Here is a 20,732-nt window from a genome sequence, read left to right on the forward strand (position 1 = left end):
CACAATTGCAATTCGTCTTTCAGAATACCCAGTTTAGGCAAGGGCTTCCATGATTCGGCGGAAAGCTGGATACGAAACAGAGCCGGGGAACATACTGGAAGCACATAGTGGCTAGAGAAGGACGGACCAATGACGATCCACGCAGACCACTCTGCGCCGGAAACGGCTGTAGAGGACCAAGCTGCTGACGTTCGGACAAAATTCGGCATCAGCGTTGAGGACTACATGCTCCCCGCCCGGCACCAGATCCAAATGGTGAACCCGGACGGCACCCTCCGCTCCCATGACGAGCAAGGCACCGAACCCGGCCACGAGTACCCCACGCCCAGCGACGCTGAACTGATGGCCGCTTACGAGCAGCTCGTCGTCGGACGTCGCGTCAACGACCAGAACTCGGCACTCGTCCGGCAGGGCCGCATGGCCGTCTACCCCTCAAGCCACGGCCAGGAAGCCTGCCAGGTTGCAGCTGCCATGTGCCTCAGCGAAGGTGACTGGCTGTTCCCCACCTACCGTGACGCCGTCGCCGTCATGACCCGCGGGGTGGACCCCGTTGAGGTGATGACCATCTTCCGCGGCGACTGGCACGGCGGGTACGACCCCAAAGAGCACAACGTCGGCATCCAGTGCACCCCGCTGACCACCCAGCTGCTGCACGCCGTCGGTGTCGCCCACGCCGCCAAGCTGCGCGGTGAGAACACCGTAGTGATGGCCATGTGCGGCGACGGCGCCACCAGCGAAGGCGACTTCCACGAGGCACTGAACTTCGCCGCCGTCTTCCACCTGCCCGTCATCTTCTTCGTGCAGAACAACAAGTACGCCATCTCCGTACCGCTCAGCCACCAGTCCGTGGCGCCGTCGCTGGCCCACAAGGCTGTTGGCTACGGCATGGCCGGTGAACGCGTTGACGGCAACGACCTCGTCGCGTTGCTCGCCGTGATGGACCGTGCCGTGAAGCTGGCCCGCGAAGGATCCGGGCCGTTGCTCATCGAGGCACACACGTACCGCATGCAGGCCCACACCAACGCCGACGACGCCACCCGCTACCGTCCGGACAGCGAAGTTGCTGAATGGCAGGCCAAGGATCCGCTGACGCGCATGAAGTCGTACCTCACGGACAAGGGACTGCTGGACGAATCCGCTTCGGAGCGCATTGCTTCGCATGCCGAGGCCGTGGCCACCCAGCTCCGCGAAGGCCTGGGGGAGGAAGTCCCGGTGCAGCCGCTGGACCTCTTTAAGTACGTCTTCGACAAGCAAACCCCGCAGCTGAAAGAGCAGTCCGAACTGCTCGCCAGTGAACTCGCCCGCGCCGAAAGCGCTAACACCGGATCGGAGAGCGCAAAATGACCGTCACCACCACCGCCAGCGGCACCACCACAGCCAACGTCAGCGCAGCCACCGCCAGCGCCGCCGCTTCCGCCGCGGCCACTGCCGAAGCCACCGGCCCGCAGAGCCTCACCATGGCCAAAGCGCTCAACACGGCTATGGCCGACGCCATGCGCGCCGACTCCTCCGTCCTGGTATTCGGCGAGGACGTGGGCATGCTGGGCGGCGTCTTCCGCATCACCGACGGCCTCATGGCCGAATTCGGCGAACAACGCTGCTTCGACACCCCGCTGGCCGAATCCGGCATCGTCGGCATGGCCGTGGGTATGGCCATCAACGGCATGCGACCCGTCATCGAAATGCAGTTCGACGCCTTCGCTTACCCGGCCTTCGAACAGATCGTCAGCCACGTAGCCAAAATGCACAACCGCACCAAGGGCAAACTCAAAATGCCCATGGTCATCCGTGTTCCCTACGCCGGCGGCATCGGGGGAGTGGAACACCACTGCGACTCCTCCGAGTCCTACTACGCCCACACCGCCGGCCTGAAGGTCTACACCCCGGCCACCGTGGCCGACGGCTACCGCATGCTCCGCGAAGCCATCGACTCCGATGACCCTGTCATGTTCATGGAACCCAAGAAGCTCTACTGGTCCAAGGACCAAGTGGACCTGGGTGCCCTGCGAGCAGAGCACGACGCCGGCACCTCCACAGAGGGCCGCGCAGCTGTTGCCCGTCCCGGCACGGACGCGACGCTCATCGCCTACGGTCCGTCCGTCCCCACCGCGCTCGCCGCAGCTGCAGCCGCCGCAGAAGAGGGGCGCTCGCTGGAAGTCATCGACGTCCGCACCCTCGTCCCCTTCGACGACGAAACCGTCTGCGCGTCCGTACGCAAGACGGGACGCGCCGTCGTGATCGCCGAAGCCCACGGATTCGCGTCCGTGTCCTCCGAGATCGTGGCCCGCGTCCAGGAACGCGCGTTCCACTACCTCGCAGCTCCGATTCTCCGAGTGACCGGCTTCGACGTCCCGTTCCCGTCTCCCAAGCTGGAGCACTACTACCTGCCAAGCGTCGACCGCATCCTCGACGCCGTCGACGACCTTCAGTGGGAGGACTGACCATGAGCTCAGATTTGCAGGTATTCAAACTGCCCGACCTGGGGGAGGGCCTTACCGAGGCCGAACTCGTCAACTGGCTCGTTGCCGTGGGTGACGAGATTGTGGTTGACCAGCCCATCGCCGAGGTTGAGACCGCCAAGTCCATGGTTGAGGTGCCCTCGCCTTACGCCGGCACCGTTGCCGAGCTGCACGGTGAGGCAGGTCAAACGCTCGACGTCGGCAAGCCGCTGATCTCGATCGCTCGCGCTGGTTCCGCTGCGGGTACGCCCGCTGCCGCTCCTGCTCCGGCTGGTTCTGTGGATCCTTCGCCGGTGTCCTCGGGTCTTGACGCTTCGCCGGCCGTGGAAGCTGCCGCCGAGACGTACCGGACGGAGGAAAAGGCCGGCTCGGGCAACGTGCTGATTGGTTACGGTACGCCTGGGGGAGTATCCGGTGGGCGGACCCGGCCGCGGAAGGCGAGTGGTTCTGCTGATTCTGTTTCTGCTCCGGTTGCCGTTGCTGAGCCGGTGATGGAACCGGCTGTGGCTGGGACGCGTATCCCCGGGAAGCTCAGTGCCGTCATCTCGCCGCTGGTCCGCAAGATGGCACGCGACCACGGTGTTTCCCTCGACGCGATTGAGGGCTCGGGTGCCAGCGGCTTGATCATGCGCCGGGATGTGGAGGCTGCTATTTCTGCGCCGGAGGCACCTGCTGCTCCTTCTGTTCCTGTTCCTGCTCCTGCAGCTGCTGTCTCTGGTGTTGCTGCTCCCGCTTCTGCTGATGCCGGTGCCGTCGATAGCCGGACTGGTTTGGCTGTCTCGGCGCGGACGCCTGTCCGTGGGGTCCGCAAGGCTGTAGCCGCGAATATGACCCGCAGCCGCTCGGAGATTCCGGAAGCAACGGTTTGGGTGGACGTGGACGCGACCGCGCTCCTGGAGATGCGCGCCGAGCTCAAGAAGCGCGCACCGCACGATACCCCCGGTCTGCTGGCCTTCATCGCCCGTTTTGTCACGGCCGGGTTAAAAAAGTACCCGGCCCTGAACACGCGCTTTGAGACTGCTTCGGATGGCTCGCAGGAAATCGTTGGCTTCGACGGCATCAACCTCGGCTTCGCTGCCCAGACCGACCGCGGACTCGTAGTCCCGTCCGTCCGGAACGCGCACCAGCTGAGTGCCCGCGAACTCGACGCAGAGATCCGCCGACTCACCGCCGTCGCGCGTGAGGGTAAGGCGACCCCCACGGAACTGGGCTCAGGCACCTTCACGCTGAACAACTACGGTGTGTTCGGTGTGGACGGCTCGGCCGCGATCATCAACTACCCCGAGGTCGCGATGCTCGGCGTGGGCCGCATCATCGACAAGCCCTGGGTGGTCAACGGTGAGCTGGCCGTCCGCAAGGTCACCGAGCTGACCCTGGCCTTCGACCACCGAGTGTGCGACGGCGAAACCGCTGCCGGCTTCCTCAGGTACGTCGCCGACGCAATCGAGAACCCGGGCGGCGCGCTCGCAGACATGTAACCCCCGACGCTCTCTCACATCCCTAGGGGTTTGGGCGGGTCGCTCGCTCATGTCCCTCGGGTTTGGACCGGACGCTCGCTCACGTCCCGAGGGTTTGGGTGGGTCGCTCGCTCACGTCCCTCGGGCTTGGGCGGGACGCTCGCTCACGTCCCGAGGGTTTGGGCCGGACGCTCGCTCATATCCCTCGGGCTTGGGCCCGACGCTCGCTCATGTCCCTCGGGTTTGGGCGGGTCGCTCGCTCATGTCCCTCGGGTTTGGGCGGGTCGCTCGCTCATGTCCCTCGGGCTTGGGCGGGTCGCTCGCTCAGGTAGCGTCACTCGCCGAGGGTTGACGTAACAATCTTCCTGACTCACCCTCGGTAAGCCCTCCGGTATTGGAGCTTAGGCTTGGCTAACCTAAAGTTCTTGAAGGAGATAGTCCCCAACATCCCCTCCTTCCCCAAGAAAGTAGCCCCCATGAAGTTCCGCAAAAACGCGCTGGCCGGAATCGCACTCGCCGCCACCGCAGCCCTCGGCCTCGCGGCCTGTGGCTCCAACGCCGGCACCGCACCTGCCGCCTCGGAAGACGCCGCTTCAGGCGAAGGCATCACGGTGTACAACGCCCAGCATGAGAGCCTGACCAAGGAATGGATCGACGCCTTCACCAAGGAGACCGGCATCAAGGTCACCCTTCGCCAGGGCTCGGACACCGAGATGTCCAACCAGATCGTGCAGGAGGGCGCAGCTTCCCCCGCCGACGTTTTCCTCACGGAGAATTCACCTGCAATGGCGCAGGTTGAGAACGCTGGCCTCTTCGCAGATGTGGATGCGGCCACTGTTGCTCAGGTCCCGGCAGAGTTCCGCCCGTCCACGGGTAAGTGGACCGGCATCGCTGCCCGCTCCACGGTTTTTGTCTATGACAAGAACAAGATCAGCGAAGACAAGCTCCCCAAGTCCATGCTTGATCTGGCCAACCCCGAGTGGAAGGGCAAGTGGGCAGCTTCCCCCACTGGCGCCGACTACCAGGCAATCGTTGCCGCGCTGCTCGAGCTCAAGGGTGAGGCCGCTACGGAGGCTTGGCTCAAGGGCATGAAGGAAAACTTCAAGGCCTACAAGGGCAACGGCACTGCCATGAAGGCTGTCAACGCCGGAGAAGTGGACGCCGCGCTGATCTACCACTACTACTATTACGGCGATCAGGCCAAGACCGGCGAGAACTCCAAGAACGTCACGCCGTACTACTTCAAGAACCAGGATCCCGGAGCGTTCCTCTCCATCTCCGGCGGCGGTGTTCTGAAGTCCTCCAAGAAGGCAGCCGACGCCCAGGCATTCCTGAAGTTCATCACGGGTAAACAGGGCCAGGAGATCCTCAAGACGGGGACCTCGTTCGAGTACGCCATCGCGTCGCAGGTTGATGCCAACCAGAAGCTTGTTCCCATTAAGGAGCTGCAGCCACCTGTCGTTGACCCGGCCAAGCTGAATTCCACCAAGGTCACCGAACTGATGACCGAGGCAGGACTGCTGTAATTCCGTGACCGCTCGACTTTCGGCTCCCGGCTCGCAGAGTCCGGAAAGCACGACGACGGCGGGTGGGGGCAAGCGCCCCCGCCCGCCTTTCGGCGTTTCCACCGTGTCCTTGCTGGCAGTGTTGATTGCACTGTTTTCGCTGGTGCCCTTGGGTTACGTCGTTTTTATGACAGCAGCGACAGGCTGGGACACCGCCGTCGAACTCATTGTCCGGCCGCGGGTCGGTGAGTTGCTGCTGAATACCATCATGCTGATGGTTCTGACAGTTCCGCTGTGCTTGGTTTTGGGTGTGGGCGGCGCTTGGCTGGTGGAGCGGACCAATCTCCGCGGGCACCGCTGGTGGGCTATCGCGTTGGCGGCGCCCTTGGCAATCCCTGCGTTTGTGAACAGCTACTCATGGGTTTCCGCGGTTCCTTCGCTGGAGGGCATCTGGTCCGGCGTGCTCATCGCCACGCTGTCCTACTTCCCGCTGGTCTACATCCCCGCGGCCGCCACTCTGGGCAGGCTGGACCCGGCGATCGAACAATCCGCCGCTTCGATGGGTCTTGGCCCGTGGGCCGTGTTCTTCCGCGTGGTGCTGCCACAACTTCGCATCGCCATGACCGGCGGTGCCCTGTTGGTCGCCCTGCATCTCTTGGCGGAGTATGGTGCCTTCGCGATGATCCGCTTCGATACCTTTACGACGGCGATCATGGTCCAGTTCCAGTCGACGTTCAACGGCACAGCAGGCAATATGCTGGCCAGCGTCCTGGTATTCCTTTGCCTCATTCTGTTACTCGCGGAGGTGAAGAGTCGCGGCACGGCCCGTTATGCACGCATAGGTTCCGGTGCTCAGGCCAACGCGACCCGGATCGCGCTCGGCCGTTATCAAGTGCCGGCGCAGCTTGGGGTGTTGGCGCTGACTGTCCTGGCGTTCGGGCTCCCGGTGTGGTTTGTGCTGCGCTGGACCATTGCAGGAGGGCCGGATGTTTGGGCAGCGGACGAGTTTGTCCCGGCGCTCCTTCAAACCCTCATGTACGGGGCAGCGGGCGCTGCGGTCACCACAGCGGTGGCCTTCCCCATGGCCTACCTGGCGGTCCGCCATCCGAGCTGGTTCAGTAAATTGCTTGAACTCTCCAACTACGTGACCAGCTCCATGCCCGGGATCGTGGTGGGCCTTGCCTTCGTTACTGTCAGCATCCGCGCCATTCCGGGTGTTTACCAAACCGCGGGTGTCCTAATCGCTGCTTACGTACTTCTTTTCGTGCCGAGGGCCTTGGTCAACCTCCGTTCCGGCCTGGCTCAGGCGCCCAAGGAGCTCGACGAGGCCGCCCAATCCCTCGGCAAGTCTCCGCTGGTGTCCTTCTTCAAAGTAACCCTGCGGCTGACTGCCCCTGCAGCAGCCGGGGGAGCGGCCCTGGTTTTCCTTGCCATCGTCAATGAACTCACGGCCACGCTTCTGCTTTCACCCAACGGCACCCGGACGCTCGCAACCGAGTTCTGGAGCAAGAGCAGCGAAATCGACTACACCGGTGCGGCACCCTACGCGCTGCTGATGATCCTGCTCTCGGCCCCCATGACATATCTGCTCTTCCAACAGTCCAAGAAAGTGGCCGGACAGTGACTACTCATTCTTCCCCGGGAATCGCGGCGCCGCGCGTTGCACCCTCTGTTGCACCAACCACGGACACTCACCTCGACATTGCCGGCGTCACAAAGAATTTTGGTTCGCAGACAGTGTTAAGGGGTGTACACCTCTCCGTCTCCAAGGGTGGCACCACGGCCATTGTGGGTCCGTCAGGTTCGGGCAAGACCACGTTGCTCAGGCTTATTGCCGGCTTTGAACATCCCACCAGCGGAGCGATCAGCCTCAACGGAACGTTGGTTGCCGGAAACGGCGTCCGGGTTCCCGCGCACAAGCGCCACGTTGGCTATGTGGCCCAAGACGGCGCCCTCTTCCCGCACCTTACAGTGGGGCAGAACATCTCTTTCGGTCTGGATGTTGGAAAGCTCGACGGCGGTCGTCGGGGCGTGCGGGCAAGGGTTGAGGAGCTGCTCGCAATGGTTTCGCTCGATGCGTCCATGGCAAAGCGCCGGCCGCATCAGTTGTCGGGCGGTCAACAGCAGAGGGTTGCTCTGGCCAGGGCTCTGGCCCGCGAGCCCGAACTGATGCTGCTCGACGAGCCATTCTCAGCCCTCGACGCCGGGCTACGCGTCGCGACGCGGAGAGCCGTAGCCAAGGTTCTGAACGAAGCAGGCGTGACCACCATCTTGGTAACCCACGATCAAGCCGAAGCGTTGTCCTTCGCGGACCAGGTGGCCATCATGCGTGATGGAACACTGGCCCAGATCGGCAATCCGTTCGTCGTTTACACTCGTCCCGCAGACCGTGCCACCGCAGAGTTCTTGGGGGAGGCTGTCATTCTGGACGCCTGGATGGAAGGCTCCCTGGCCACATGCTCGCTGGGCGGTATTCCCGTGAGGCGACCGCCTGCGCAGGGAAAGGTCCAGCTCATGCTGCGGCCGGAGCAAATCCGGATCGCCCCGGACGGCCCCATCCGTGGTGTCGTGGTGGACACCGACTACTTCGGCCCGGAAACCACCGTGCGCATCAAACTGGGTGCCTATTCTGCTCCCGACGGAGGAAGCTCCGGCAACGGCCATCGGTACCCTGGCGGCGGCGAAGTCATCACCATCAGGCACTGGAACGCATCCATCACCAAACCTGGAACGGAGCTCTGCCTTCGAGTGGTCGGCGAGGGCGTAGCGTTCCCTGCGAGCGCTTAGCCACGGTAATATTCGCGGCCCGAAGCATTATCCAGTTGAGTTAGGTTAGCTTTACCTTGTTCAATTTCGGATGTGACTATTCAGCCGGATTTGGCCGGAGTTTCGTTCGCCGCCAACCTGGCCGCGTTCGGAGACCGTACCGCCATCAGTATCGGGGAACGCTCAGTCAGTTACCTGGAACTTTCCCGCCGGGTCGAGGCCATGGCGCGGTCGTTCGGTCCTGCCCGATGCCTGATTGCTCTTGAGGCCGAGAACACCCTGTCGTCGCTGACCGTCTATCTCGCAGCACTGGCGTCCGGACATCCACTGCTGATATTGCCCCCGGGTGGCGGCCATGCTGCCGACTCGCTCATTGCCGCCTATGATCCCGACATTATCGCCCGTTCAGCCCCGGGCGACTGCGTCCTGGACGTCCGCAGGCTGGAGACCCGGCACCAACTGCATCCTGAGCTGGCACTCTTGGTCAGCACCTCCGGTTCCACCGGATCACCCAAACTTGTTCGCCTCTCCGGCGCCTCGGTGCAGGCCAACGCTGCTGCTATCGCTGAGTACCTGTACCTTCGTCCAAGTGACACGGCAGCCACCACGCTTCCTCTCTCTTACTGCTACGGGATGAGTGTGGTCAACAGCCACTTGTTGGTGGGTGCCTCCTTGGTGCTGACAGACCTTTCGGTGGTGGATCCGTGTTTCTGGGACTTGGTTCGGTCCCGGGGCGTGACGTCATTTGCCGCCGTACCGTACACGTTCGATCTTCTCGACCGGGTGGGCTTCGAGCACATGGACCTTCCAAGCCTGCGCTACATCACCCAGGCTGGAGGCCGTCTGGCACCGGAGCGCGTCCGTTCCTACGCAGAGTTGGGCCGGAAACGCGGTTGGGACCTTTTTGTCATGTATGGACAGACGGAGGCGACAGCCCGGATGGCCTACCTACCGCCTGACCAAGCGGTAGTCCACCCGCATGCAATCGGAGTGCCAGTACCAGGCGGGGCGTTCCGGCTTGAACCCGTTCCCGGGTTGGATGCCAGCGAACTCGTATTCACCGGCCCCAACGTCATGCTGGGCTATGCAGAGCGGGCCGAGGATCTGGCTCTCGGCCGCGAAATGACCGAGCTCCACACCGGTGATCTTGCCCGTCAAGGCCCGGGCGGCCTCTATGAAATCGTTGGCCGACGCAGCAGGTTCGTCAAAATCGTTGGGCTCCGGGTTGATCTGGGGCGCGTGGAACGGCTCCTTGCAGACCTTGGCCTTAGTGCCGCCGCTGCCGGCTCGGACGAGATGGTGGTGGCGGCAGTCGAAGGGGACCGTGACCTTGCCTTGGTGGCCAAAACATTGACGCAGGACCTCGGTGTGCCGCGTGCCGCCGTCGAACTTTATTCTGTGCCGTCCATTCCGCGGCTGGCCAACGGAAAACCTGACTACCCCGCCATTCTGGCGCTATCTGTCCGTCCGGAGCCGGCCCAACCGGAAGACGTTCTGCACGCAGACGACGGCAATTCGCCCGCGACGACGGATTCTGTGCAGAGAATCTTCGCAGATGCCCTGGAGCGCCAGGATGTTGCCATCACGGACAGTTTCGTTTCCCTGGGTGGAGACTCGCTATCTTATGTGGCGGTGTCCGTGCGGCTGGAGAAGGCTCTTGGCCGGATTCCCCAGGGATGGCACACGATGCCCATCTGCGAACTTGTTCCCGCGCCGGACTCGGCCCCCTCGGGAGACTTAAGGGAAGCGGGTGCTCCTGGCCCGGTTGGCCGTGCCGTGCAGAGGTGGCACAGCAAGCTAATCGCCAGCATGGAAACCGGGATCGTCCTCCGTGCTGTTGCCATCGTTTTCATCGTCGCCACGCACATCGATTTCTTCTCTTGGGAAGGCACCGCGCACGTGCTCATGGCCTTGGCCGGCTACAACTTTGCACGTTTCCAGCTCACGGGGTCCAAGATCGAGCGGCTTAGACGGCAATTACGGGCTGTTGCGCGGATTGTGGTGCCCAGCGTCGCGGTGATCGGTCTCGCGTTCGTCGTCACTGACGACTATCGCTGGCACAACGTCTTCTTACTGAATTCCTTGGTGGGCCCGCCGGGGTGGACTGACCTGTCGCGCTTCTGGTTCGTTGAGGTGCTGGTCCACATCTTGCTCGGATTGGCGATCCTTCTGGCCATTCCCGGTGTTGATAAGGCGCTGCGCAGATGGCCTTGGGCGTTTCCCTTGGTCCTGGCCGGGATCGATCTCTTGCAGCGCTTCGATGTCATTGACCTGCCCTACCCGGGACAAGGGCCTGTGCTGTGGCTCTTCGCCTTCGGATGGGCCGCGGCTGTGTCCCGGCAGTGGTGGCAACGAGCTGCCATGACGGCCCTGGCTCTGTTGACCATTCCCGGATCCTTCCCGGACGAATCCCGTAGCGCCACCATTCTGGTTGGTTTCCTCATTCTGCTGTGGATTCCTACCTTGCCCGTTCCCCGCGGCCTTCATCGCATCACGGCGCTGCTCGCGAGTTCATCCCTCTATATCTACGTCACCCACTGGCTGGTCTATCCGCACTTCGACGAGTTCAGCAAAGGCTTGGCTGTTGCGGCATCCCTTGTGGCGGGAGTGGCGTACTGGGCCTTGGCAACCCGTGCGATGGGCAACGCCGGACGGTGGCTTCGGGCCCGCAGTGGCGCTCGGCGTAATGATCAGAGAATTACGTCCTGAACGCTGGCTGCTCTCTTGGTCATTGGCCGGGCGCCTGCGTGTGTGCGGCATTAGCGCGCTGCTCCCGCAACCAGCGCCGTCGTTTTGCCGCGAGCCGGAACGCGTAAACGGACATCACTAACCCTCCGATGCCCACCGCGAACCCGAGCAGGATCACCTTAAGCTCACCGCCGGACGCTATGACGAGGAAACTCATCGCGAGCATGCCGACGGATATGAGCGTGAGGAAGACCGCCAAAGCTGTGATGAGTCCAGGGCTCTGGACGGGCGTGATGGCACCCATGGAGTACCCCTCCGGCACGCCGCCGGGGCCTACTGCTCCTGGTACTGGCGCACGTTGAAGCTGCTGGGGTCGTAGAGGGTGCCGTCAGGCCTGCGGAACTGCTTGTCTTGGCTGAACATCACAACGAATCCTATCCGGATGCTTCGTGCCGATTGCTTTACGCCTGTGATGCCTCCGTAGGCTGGTGCCATGGGGAACCACCGACGCACCGTCGACGCTGTCCGTGCTGAGATCATCTCTGCAATCGCCGAAGTGCGGTCAGTCGCGCAACTCGAGCACGATGTGCAGCGCCAGCGCACCGCCGATTGGCTCGACAAGCAGTTTGCTGACGTCGCGGACGCTCGAACCCTCCGCTCGGCTGCGGCCGATGCACTCTCGTTGTATGGCGGGAACGGATCCTTCTCCGATGTCGGAACAGCCGAGTCGGCGCGCGCTGTTGACCAGTTAGCAAGAGCCCTACGCCGGGGACGGACGCTGTTTTTCCCCAGCTCGTCGTGAACTAGCGGCTGGTGTCAGCATTATGACTGGTACAGGAACGGATAAGTGGCGGTAACCGTCTCTTCCGCATGACAAGAAGAACGACGCCGGAGGTCGGGTTGAAATTCAACCTGACCTCCGGCGTCGTTGTCTTGAGATGAACTAGCGCGTCATGGTGTAGACGACTTGGGTGTCAATCCATGAGCCCGCGCCAGTGGTGTCGTTGGCACGGACAAGGAGGGTGCGCGTCCTACTGTTGCCCGGCTCCGAGGCCCGCCAATCCAGGTAGAAGGCTCGGTACTGCCATTTCTCGCCGATGTCGAGAACGTTGTTAGCGTTCGAGTCGCCCCCTGTGTACTCATAGAAGTCGCTCGCAGGGTCCTCTTTGTCTGTCAGACCCTTTAGCGGCGTTGTGTTGGACGCCGTAGTTTTGGTGATCTCGAAGGTAACCACGGAGTATGGGGTGCCGCGGTCGGATGTGGCTACGTACGTGGACTGCAGATTTCCCACAGCAAGCGACGGAGCCGGCACCGGGTAAGCGCGCATGGACCCCGACACGTCCTTGGTGCTTCCGTCGGTGTACGTAACCCGAATCGAGAATTGGACGGTCTCAGGGGTTTTCGGTGACCACGTCAGCGTTGCCGGCATGGTAGGCATGCCGGGTGACAGCACCGTGTTGGGCAGCGGGCTCGAGATCCATTGGACCGAATCGACGTCACCGCCGTCCTGGGCCAACACTGCTTGGCCGCTCTGTCCGACGCGAACCGGCACCTGCGGAAGCGTTACGCCCGGGCCGGGTGGGTTAGTGGGCGTCGGGGTAGGCGTAGGCGTCGGGGTGGGGTTTGTTGGTGGCGGCTGGATGACAGTGGTGCCTTGGCAGGGGTTCGCGGTGAACAGTGGCCATGACTTGGTCACAGTGGCTTCCCACTCGCCCAGGTCGAAGCCCATGATCTCGATGCCTGCAGTCACACCGAGCCGGCCTTCGACGCCCAGCTCCAAGGGGCAGGTCCAGCTGAGGTCCTGCCCGCTGGCAGCGGTAACGGTGATGGTGGTAGTCGCGTACGGTCCCATTCCGAACGTGATCCCAGCGACGCCGTAAAGCTTGATCGTGGCATCAAAATCCAGTGACGCCCTTACCGTCAGAGACGCCGAGGCTTTGTATTGATTCTGGATCCCGGCTGTGGAGGGCTTGTCGTTGACCAGATTGAACGAGCCGTTTTTGTATTTGAAACCGTGACCACTGGAAACAGTCTGCGACGAGGAGAAAACCACCTGCGCATCCCCGTCCAGGGCGAAGTTCGCATTCATCTCGGCATCGGCGGTCACTGCCACGGGGACCGGCCCAACCCAGAACGTGAACCAGGCATTGAGCTCACCAAGTTTTGAGGTCACCTGGCCCTTCAACGACCCCTCGGCCGTGACGGAATGCTCGGCCTTCACCGACGGCGTCACTACTACGGAGGCTTCCTTCAACTGCAGGAAGCCGACGTCCAAAGTCATCTTCGCCGTGGCCTTCGCCGTCACCGACGACTTCAACGTCACCGAGCCATTACCGGTCAACGGCGCGTCGGGTTTGCCGAACTCACCCTTGACGGTCTTCTTGAAGGTCATCGACTTGTTGAACACCTCGGCCGAATTTTCCGCGAATGGTTGGGCCATGTCCGGTGACTGTTCGGTGCCGGGCCTTGTTGCCGTCGGTGCCGCGTCGGGTTCAACGACGACGTCGGGTTCGGGGATGAACTCTGACCTCACCGGGGTGCCGCTCACTTCGAGCAGCCCGCCGGTGGAGACCACGGCTTCGGGCAGGGTGGCAGGTTTGGTCTTGACCAGGGTGTTTCCGCCCGGGTCGCGGACTACCTGGACCACCCGGACCAGCAGCCCGTCCGGGGTTCCGGTGGTGACACCGGAGACCAGCACGTCGTTGGGTTTGATCTCCAGTGCCTGATCCGAGGGAAGGACCACCGTGTCCGCGCTTACCAGCGCTGTTTCGAGTTGGGATGGTTCAAGGACCTCGACGTCGGGGGCCACCGTTACCGTCCCCGCCGCAGGGTTCCCCGGGTCAGCGGGTGCTTTCTGGCCCGCGTACCGGTAAAGGAACGCAGCCATCGCATCACGGGCGATCCCGTTCAACGGCCTGTACTCACGGACCCCGTTACCCACATCCCAGCCCGTGGAAATCCCCGACGCTGACAACCAGGTGATCTCCGCATAGAACCCGCCACCAGCCGGAACATCCACGAAGGGAGACACCGCCGGGGCAGTGAACGCCGGCTTGTCCGCGTACCGGTACAAGAACGCGGCCATCGCATCACGGGCAATCGGGGACAACGGACGGTACTCCCGCTTCCCGTTACCGACATCCCAGCCCGTGGAAATGCCCTCCGCAGCCAGCCAGGTGATCTCCTTATAGAACGCAGCCCCGGACGGGACATCCGTGAACGGAGACTCTACAGGTGCCGTGAACGCGGGTGACCCGGCATGACGGTACAGGAACGCGGCCATCGCGTCCCGGGCAATGGACTCCAACGGACGATACTGCCGCACCCCGCCGACATCCCAGCCCGTGGAAATACCAGACGCCGCCAACCACGAAATCTCCGTCGCGAACTGCGACTCGGCTGGGACGTCAGAGAACGTCACCACGTTCTCCACCACCGGATCCGCAGCCACCGCCGCCGGCAACACCAACAACCCCGGCGCCACCACAAACAACACCACAGCAACCAACCACGCCACACCACGACGAAACACCGCAACCCCCACACACCGGTGACACCCAGAAAACACTCAGAAAGCTAACTACACGACATCCATCCCAAGCGAAGCAACAAAAAGCGCCCAAAAGTCGCGGAGATTGCTCAATATGGCGGCGAGGTGGCACTCCGCCAAGGCTGATGTCACGGGAAAGTACCCAACGCCCGTCCGGATAGTAAGGAACCTGCCTATAGTGGTGGCAAGACTCATAGGAGGAAACGGAGACATGTACCGGCGATGGAGAGTGGCCGTTCTGGCGGCGGCTGTCATTTTGCTAACCGGCTGCGGAGTCAGCGTCCCGGCTGACCCCCACGGCACCCTCGAGCGCGTCAGCGGTGGCGTGCTCAAGGTAGGTGCTAGTCCCAATGGCGACTGGGTGAAGCTCCCACCTTCCGGGGAGCCCGCTGGGACCGAAGCCGAACTGGTACGGAGGTTCGCCGCGCAACTGGATGCCAAGGTGGAGTGGAGCACGGGCACCGAACATATCCTGGCCGAACGCGTAGAGCACGGCGAACTTGACCTGATGATCGGCGGCCTGCGCGAAGACACGCCATGGGAAAAGCACACAGCGCTGACGCAGCCCTATACCGAATCCGTGGACGACACCGGGAAAAAGCATAAGCACGTGATGCTGGTCGCCAAAGGGGAGAACGGCTTCCTCCTAACACTGGATACGTTCCTCCAAGAGTCGGAGGGCACCAAGTGAAAGACACCGCCAGCCTCCCCGCGAAAGTGAACTCACGTTTCGGCCATACCGAATTGCCTGAAGAGCAGCACCAGGCGCTACGCAAAGCGATCCGCTTCGAGTGGATCACAGTGGCATTCCTGGCAGTTTCGACCGCCATGATCTATCTCTTGCTGGGAAACTCCCAAGCTATGAAGGCAGCGTGGCTTGAAGACGTCCTATCGTTCCTGCCGCCCCTGTCTTTCCTGATTGCCGCCCGCGTGATCCGCAAGCGCCCCACCGAGGAGCATCCTTACGGTTACCACCGTGCTGTTGGCGTAGCCCACGTCGTAGCGGCTGTGGCCTTGTCCGTCATGGGCGCGTACTTGATTGTGGATTCCGGCATCAGCCTTCTGACGGCGGAACACCCCACCATCGGAGGGTTCGACTTCTTCGGCCAGACAATATGGCTTGGCTGGGTCATGATTGTTGCCATGCTCCTCACCGCAGGCCCGCCCGTGTACTTGGGCCACGTGAAGATGAAACTCGCGAAGACCCTGCACGACAAGGTCCTCTATGCGGACGCCGACATGAACAAAGCAGACTGGCAGACCGCCGTCGCCGCTGCTGCAGGCGTTGCGGGCATCGGTATCGGTTGGTGGTGGGCGGACGCAGTCGCCGCGCTGGTCATCTCAGCGAGCATTCTGCACGACGGCATACACAACACCAAAGCAGCCATCACCGCCCTCATGGATAAGCGCGCCAGGACGTACGACGACGCCAAACCTCACTCCTTGGGCGATGAAATTGACGGCTACCTCAGCGGACTCGACTGGGTCGAATCAGCAAAATCCCGGATCCGGGACGAAGGCCACGTTTTTCACATCGAAACGTTCATTGTGCCGTCCGGGGACATGCCTACCCTGAAGCAGCTGGAAACAGCCCGTCAGGCATGCATTGATCTGGACTGGAAGGCAAAGGACATAGTCCTGGTTCCCGTTTCCACCCTGCCTGCAGAATTCCTCCCGGGCCTTTCAGGAGAACACTGAACCCTCATGCAGATGCAAAAACGGCCGGCACCAACTATGTGGTGCCGGCCGTTTCGCTTGATGGGGACTAGCCTGCGTTGAACTTCGCGTTGTAGCGGTACATGAACGCAGCCATCGCATCGCGGTTGACGGCGTTCACCGGACGGAACGCCTTACTGCCGTCTCCTTCTGTCCAGCCGGTGCTGATGCCCTGGGCTGCCAGCCAAGTGATCTCCTTGTAGAACTGGCTGCTGGTGGGGACATCGGTGAATGGCGAAGTGGCTGGGGGAGTGAATGCCGGTTTCCCTGCCAACCGGTACATGAACGCCGCCATCGCGTCACGGTTTACCGCCTGAACGGGACGGTAGGTCTTGCTTCCATCCGCTTCGGTCCAACCGGTGGAAACACCCTTGTCAGCGAGCCAGGTGATTTCCTTGTAGAACTGGCTGCTGGTGGGTACATCCGCGAAAGGCGATGCAGCAGGCGGAGTGAAAGCAGGCTTGCCAGCCAGCCGGTACATGAAGGCTGCCATCGCGTCACGATTGACGGGGGAGAGCGGTCGGAACGTCTTGGAGCCATCCGCTTCCGTCCAGCCGGTGCTGATGCCGGCTGTGGCCATCCAGGTGATTTCCGTGCTGAATTGCCCACCTGCGGGCACGTCAGCGAATCCTGTTCCGCCATTGCCCGCGGTGGCGAAGCTGAGCGTACCGATGTCGCTGTTGGTACCCACTGTGGTGGCTACGGTCGAGGCAGCCCCTTCGGTCTTCACGTTGCCGGAGAAGATGGTCCCGAGGGAACCCGAAGGCCGGGTGGGGATCATGTTGGCCGAGACGAGGTAGCTTCCAGTGCTGAGCCCTGTCACCTTGAACGTGCCATCGGCAATGGTGTTGGCACCGCGGGTGACCAGCGAACCATCCTTGGTGTAGACGCGGACAGGAACATTGTTCAACGGCTGACCATCTGTGCCCACAATCTTGCCCGTGAGCGTGCCACCCGCCTTCGCGGTGCTCGTCAGCCCGGTCTTGGCTTCACCTGTAGTCACAGTGACCTGAGTTGCCGAAGCGGCGCCCAATGACTCGGCCTTGTCCTTGTAGAAGGACGCTTCGGAGTTAGTGCTGACGCCGCTCGAACGGTTGAACTCGATGGAGTAGGTGCCCGCAGGCAGCTTGTCGAAGGAGAAGCTGTTGTTGCCGTCGACGTTGAGATAGCGGCTGAAACCGTTAGGGCCCACCAGAGACACTGATGAATTCTGGCCAGCCAAACTGGCAGGCAGTGTCAGTGAACCCGAAACGATTGCGCCGGGAAGGAGGCTCTCATTGGCAACGGTTAGGACTCCGCCGGCGGCAACGGTGACTGCCGTTGAAGCTGACGCGTCCAACTTTTGGCCATGCCACTGATGGAGGAGGTTCTGATTACTCGCAGAGTACTCAAGTTTGTAGGAGCCAGCTGGAAGTCCCCCGATGCTGAAAGCGCCTGTTCCATCGGTTTGAGCGCTGCCCATCCATCCCAGACCGTCAGGAGCTTTGGCCATGACGAGGATGTTGGCTGCGGAAAAGCCAGCGGGGACAGTGACTTTACCTTTGATTTTCGCTGCGGCAAGGAGCGTTTGGTTGATTCCCGTCACGGGTTGAACCGGCGGAACATTGACCAAAGTGGTTGTGTCCTGAGTGGCACCAGCGGGTCCGTAGTAGGTGTACAGCACTGGCGAGTCGTCGCCGCTCCAACCGAACGTCACCCTGTAGGAGGCCGGTACCAGCCCTCCTACGCTGAACTCCCCGTTTGCCTTTGGATTGGTGTATCCGCCCGGGTCTGCGGGCTTAGCGGCGTTGCTGAGATAGACAGACACTTTGGTCACGTCCACTCCCGCCGGTACAGTCACTTTCCCGGTCACGATTCCGGCCGGTGCCAAGGTGATGTTCTGGCCCGCAACGTTCCCTTGTTTAGGAACGTTTACCAAGGTGGCTGCAGGCCAGTTAACTCCGCCGAGGTAGCTGGAGATTATCGGGCTCGGAGGCGATTCCTGGCCAAATCCGGAGCCCCACGCGAAGTACAACCGGTACTGGCCCGCAATCATGTTGGTGAGCGAGTATGTACCGTCTGCGTTCAGCGAAGCCCTGTAGGAGCTGAATTCACCATCACGTGCCGCCTCGACGGTGATCTTTGTGGCATCGACGCCGGCCGGCACAGTAGCTTTGCCGCTAAGCGTCGCGCCTGTGTTCAGAACTGCAGAGACATTGGTCTGGGCTTGGCCCGCAGTCAGCGATATGGTCTGGGCCGCCGATGCCAGCTCTTTGTCGTTGTACCACTCCTGGACGTTGACTGGAGCACCCCCATTGGGGCCGTAGGCGTAAAACTTCAGCTTGTACGATCCCGGTTCCAAGCCATCGATTGTGTAGTTTCCCGAGTCACTCCAAATCGATGATCCATCAATGTATTGATCATCTTTGTAAGCGTCAACGTAAATCATGCTGGCACTGAGACCAGCCTGCATCTGCACGCTACCGCTGATGCTTGCAGTTCCCGCAGCGACGGCGGCCGGTGCACCGGAGAAGGATGCTGCGAGGAGTGATAAACCGGCCACGGGCACAAGTAATTGCCGCGAAAGTTTCGATTGTTTCAAGAGTGCCCCCATATATTTGATTTTCGACGCCGAGTCAAGTCAAGTTTGTTGCGTCAGCCACATGCTATTTCTTATACGGCGGGCCTGTCGATCATGGGGGAAAATAGTGCAATCATTACGCCGCATTTGGGAGCCGACTTTCGGTAACCGAATGGCGCTTCCCAGTGTGACCTTGTTGGTCGCAACACCTTTGATCATGCTGCCGGGCGGCCTCCACAGGTTTGTTCTCCCAAAACTTGCCATTCTGTTACTCGCGTTGTGCCTGGGTCTTCTTGCCCCGGCAACGTCAAGACTTGGGCGTCCTACGGTGCTGATTTTGGCAGCCATAGTGGGGACATATGTCATTGCAGCACTGAGTTCCGGCGATGTGTCAGCTGCCTTTGTTGGACGCTGGCCGCGGTACGAAGGCCTACCTGTCCTACTCCTATACGTGGGCTTGTTGGTGGTCGGAGTGCGTTTACTGGGCGGCTCGTCCGGCGCAAAGAGCCGACGGTTTGCGATCCATGGCCTGTCCCTCTGCATGCTCATTCTCGCGCCCATCGCAGTGGCCGAGGCAGCCGGTCTTCGGCCACTTGGTGGCGCTGAGGATATACGCCCCGGAGCGACGTTGGGTAATGCAACAGATCTAGGCTTGGCGGGCCTGGTCGCTTGCTTGCTGCTTCTGCCCCCGGCGCTCTGGACAAAGAACAGATTGGCACAAATAGGAGCGGCAGCGGCAGGGGTAGTCACCATCACGTCCGGTTCCCGCGCCTGCATCCTCGTTGTGGTTATTTGCGGAATTGTGCTCTTCGGATTCAAAGCATTCCAACTGTTCAAATCGGGAAAGCCCGTCCACGCGATCGCTGCCCTCGCAGGATTCATAGGTGTTGCTGCAGTTTTGTCATGGTCCATCCCTTCCGTTGCGGAACGCTTGTTCAGCATGGGAACAGTTACGGGCCGCGTATACCTCTGGGAGGCGTCCCTCCAGGCTCTGTCCGGCAACGCGATTCTGGGACTTGGGGCAGGGCAATTCGTGGACGTATTGCCTTCTCACCTATCCGACGCATTCGCCAAGAACGTGGGAACTGAGTTCCCGGCGGACAGCCCACACATGATCCTTCTGCAGCTGGTCAGCGCAGGTGGATTGTTCTTCCTGCTGTCCGTAGCCGCAGCTGTGTGCATGGTCATCGTGATCGGATTCAGGCGCGTCCGGGCCACACCGTTAAATGAGCACAAACTGTTCCTGATTGGTGCCCTGGCGGCAATTTGCGGCTACGGATTCGCACTCATGACTCACTTCACGTCACCGGGAACCACCGCGTTGGTTTGTGTCCTCGCTGGTGCCATTTTTGGCAATGCTCCCGTGAGGGAAAAAGCCAGTCCTCGCGATAGGGCTTCTAACATAGCTCGTCTATCAGCTGTTGGGCTGGCGCTGGTGGCCGCTATCGTCGCCGGTTTCGCCGCAAGCGCAGAGATACCCATGAAGTCAGGTACTGACTTGGCCGCCGCAGGCGATGTTCCGAAGGCGACTAAGGAGTTCGAACAGGCAAAGACCCTGAGGCCCTGGGACCAGGACATCGACCTTCTTGCCGCACAAGCGTTCGCTGTCCGTGCCGTCAAGGGCGATACAACAGCGGCAGTGGCCGCTACCACCTGGGCGAGGGCCGCCGTCGAACGCAACCCGTCCTCCATGGAGGCACTTACTGCACTGGCCATCGGACAACTGGGGACAGGTGACGTTCCAGCCGCCCAGAAGACGCTGGACACACAGATCGAGCGCTCGCCGTGGACATCGGAGCCCCACCTTCTACGGGGGCTCGCCAAAGCCAGCGGCCAGGATTTGGAGGGTGCCATTGCAGACATCGAACGTGCTGCGGCCCTGACCCCCAAACCGGAGAGAGCGTTGAACATTCTCTCGGAGCTATACGTTGTGTCCGGTCAGCCCGACAAAGCCGCTGACGTGGAGGAACGGCTGGCCCAAGCCCGTTAGCCCCCAAATTGGAGTAACCGGATAATAACGCTATCTTTTTG

General features: G+C 61.7%; 14 protein-coding genes. 11 read left to right on the forward strand and 3 right to left on the reverse strand.

Features of this window, described 5'->3' with window-relative positions; translation table 11 throughout:
- Window positions 1-129 precede the first annotated feature (129 nt).
- The 7 genes from pdhA to M1D89_RS07565 all read left to right on the forward strand — a co-directional run bounded on the left by pdhA (window position 130) and on the right by M1D89_RS07565 (window position 10,896).
- A complete protein-coding gene (gene pdhA, locus M1D89_RS07535; protein WP_498649468.1) occupies window positions 130-1,344 on the forward strand; it encodes a pyruvate dehydrogenase (acetyl-transferring) E1 component subunit alpha in 1,215 nt (404 codons plus the stop codon).
- Complete coding sequence (locus M1D89_RS07540) at window positions 1,341-2,441, forward strand: alpha-ketoacid dehydrogenase subunit beta (protein ID WP_364306699.1); 1,101 nt, start codon at window positions 1,341-1,343, stop codon at window positions 2,439-2,441. The genes pdhA and M1D89_RS07540 overlap by 4 nt, the downstream gene beginning before the upstream one ends.
- A gap of 2 nt (window positions 2,442-2,443) precedes the next feature.
- Window positions 2,444-3,937 carry a dihydrolipoamide acetyltransferase family protein gene (locus M1D89_RS07545; RefSeq protein WP_498649471.1) on the forward strand — a complete coding sequence of 498 codons (1,494 nt, stop codon included), beginning with the start codon at window positions 2,444-2,446 and terminating at the stop codon, window positions 3,935-3,937.
- Window positions 3,938-4,392: 455 nt separating this feature from the next.
- Window positions 4,393-5,442 (forward strand): iron ABC transporter substrate-binding protein, encoded by a 1,050-nt coding sequence (locus M1D89_RS07550; protein ID WP_498649473.1) that lies wholly within the window; start codon window positions 4,393-4,395, stop codon window positions 5,440-5,442.
- Window positions 5,443-5,446: 4 nt separating this feature from the next.
- Window positions 5,447-7,045: an ABC transporter permease gene (locus tag M1D89_RS07555; RefSeq protein ID WP_498649475.1), complete on the forward strand. Its 1,599-nt coding sequence runs from the start codon at window positions 5,447-5,449 to the stop codon at window positions 7,043-7,045.
- Window positions 7,042-8,208, forward strand: coding sequence for an ABC transporter ATP-binding protein (locus M1D89_RS07560; protein ID WP_498649476.1), 1,167 nt, complete (start codon window positions 7,042-7,044; stop codon window positions 8,206-8,208). Before M1D89_RS07555 ends, M1D89_RS07560 begins: the two co-directional genes overlap by 4 nt.
- Window positions 8,209-8,280: 72 nt before the next feature.
- Entirely contained in the window at window positions 8,281-10,896 is a 2,616-nt protein-coding gene (locus M1D89_RS07565; protein WP_498649478.1) for an AMP-binding protein, read from the forward strand.
- Window positions 10,897-10,915: 19 nt separating this feature from the next.
- Here the strand turns inward: M1D89_RS07565 and M1D89_RS07570 are convergent, their stop codons facing one another.
- Window positions 10,916-11,179, reverse strand: coding sequence for a hypothetical protein (locus M1D89_RS07570; protein ID WP_498649480.1), 264 nt, complete (start codon window positions 11,177-11,179; stop codon window positions 10,916-10,918).
- A gap of 189 nt (window positions 11,180-11,368) precedes the next feature.
- Between M1D89_RS07570 and M1D89_RS07575 the strand changes: the two genes are divergently transcribed.
- Window positions 11,369-11,677 (forward strand): DUF6966 domain-containing protein, encoded by a 309-nt coding sequence (locus M1D89_RS07575; RefSeq protein WP_498649482.1) that lies wholly within the window; start codon window positions 11,369-11,371, stop codon window positions 11,675-11,677.
- Window positions 11,678-11,818: 141 nt separating this feature from the next.
- Here the strand turns inward: M1D89_RS07575 and M1D89_RS07580 are convergent, their stop codons facing one another.
- Window positions 11,819-14,407, reverse strand: a complete 2,589-nt coding sequence (locus M1D89_RS07580; RefSeq protein WP_498649484.1) for an S-layer homology domain-containing protein — start codon at window positions 14,405-14,407, stop codon at window positions 11,819-11,821.
- Between the two features lie 229 nt (window positions 14,408-14,636).
- On the opposite strand from M1D89_RS07580, the gene M1D89_RS07585 reads away from it, so the two are divergent.
- Window positions 14,637-15,116 carry a transporter substrate-binding domain-containing protein gene (locus M1D89_RS07585; protein ID WP_498649485.1) on the forward strand — a complete coding sequence of 160 codons (480 nt, stop codon included), beginning with the start codon at window positions 14,637-14,639 and terminating at the stop codon, window positions 15,114-15,116.
- Window positions 15,113-16,123, forward strand: coding sequence for a cation efflux transmembrane domain-containing protein (locus tag M1D89_RS07590; protein ID WP_498649487.1), 1,011 nt, complete (start codon window positions 15,113-15,115; stop codon window positions 16,121-16,123). Before M1D89_RS07585 ends, M1D89_RS07590 begins: the two co-directional genes overlap by 4 nt.
- Before the next feature lie 67 nt (window positions 16,124-16,190).
- Here M1D89_RS07590 and M1D89_RS07595 read toward each other — a convergent pair whose 3' ends face one another.
- Window positions 16,191-18,689, reverse strand: coding sequence for a carboxypeptidase regulatory-like domain-containing protein (locus tag M1D89_RS07595; protein WP_498650917.1), 2,499 nt, complete (start codon window positions 18,687-18,689; stop codon window positions 16,191-16,193).
- Between the two features lie 340 nt (window positions 18,690-19,029).
- Between M1D89_RS07595 and M1D89_RS07600 the strand changes: the two genes are divergently transcribed.
- Complete coding sequence (locus M1D89_RS07600; protein WP_498649489.1) at window positions 19,030-20,691, forward strand: polymerase; 1,662 nt, start codon at window positions 19,030-19,032, stop codon at window positions 20,689-20,691.
- Window positions 20,692-20,732 lie beyond the last annotated feature (41 nt).

This window comes from Arthrobacter sp. D3-18, assembly GCF_054408525.1.